Here is an 821-nt window from a genome sequence, read left to right on the forward strand (position 1 = left end):
GATGAGGCGTTCGCGCAGGTGTCGATCACCAATGATGCGGTTGGGCATGTGAATATCGAGGCGTGTGTGCCCGCCCATGTCGGGGTGTTTCTGCGGGATCGGATCGCGGCGTTGATCGGGTTGCGGGTGTGCCGTAATGATCGGCGCACGCTCGGACAGCAGCGGGTGGCGGCCCTGGCCGAGTTGACGGGGGTTCCGGGTGCCCGTCTGTCGTGTACGTGTGGTCGGGATGGGTGCGCGCGGGCGGCGAAAGACCCCGACACCGAGCCGGTCGATGAGACTCCGGCCGATGAGACCGCAGCGGAGACCCCGGCGGATGCGGCTGAGGCCGCCGAGTGGGATTCGCAGCTACCGGTACCTGTCGATGCCGACGCACCTGCCGACGACAGCAACCCTGACGACGCTCCTCCTGCCGAGGACATCCCGGCGCCGATCGTGGTTCCGTCGCCGATGATCACCCCGGATGCTCCGGCGTTCACGCTGGTGGCGGATTCGGCGGGGGTGGTGGTGCCGCGGTTGCGGGGGTATGGGGTGATTGATCCGGTGTTGGCGGGGGAGTTGGCGCCGTTGGCGACCCGTGTCGAGGTGTCGGAGGCGGTGCGGCAGATTGCGGCGCGGTTGGTGGAGTCGATTGCTGATCGGTCCCTGGCGCCGCCGTGGGATCCGAGTGGGCATGGTGGGCATGCCACGGCACCGCCGGGTGCGTTGCGGTATCGGCCGTCGGCGCGGGTGCGGGCGGAGGTGTTGGGTACCGATCTGTGGTGTCGGTTCCCGTACTGCGGCATGCCTGCGGAGGCGTGTGAACTCGACCATGTGGTGGC

At 68.6% G+C, this 821-nt stretch carries 1 pseudogene; it reads left to right on the forward strand.

Going from position 1 to position 821, the window contains the following annotated elements:
• Positions 1 to 821, forward strand: a pseudogene (locus ACPXB3_RS22410) (HNH endonuclease); the annotation flags it as partial.

The sequence above is a fragment of the Gordonia sp. DT219 genome, assembly GCF_049847065.1.
Classification (GTDB): Bacteria; Actinomycetota; Actinomycetes; order Mycobacteriales; family Mycobacteriaceae; genus Gordonia.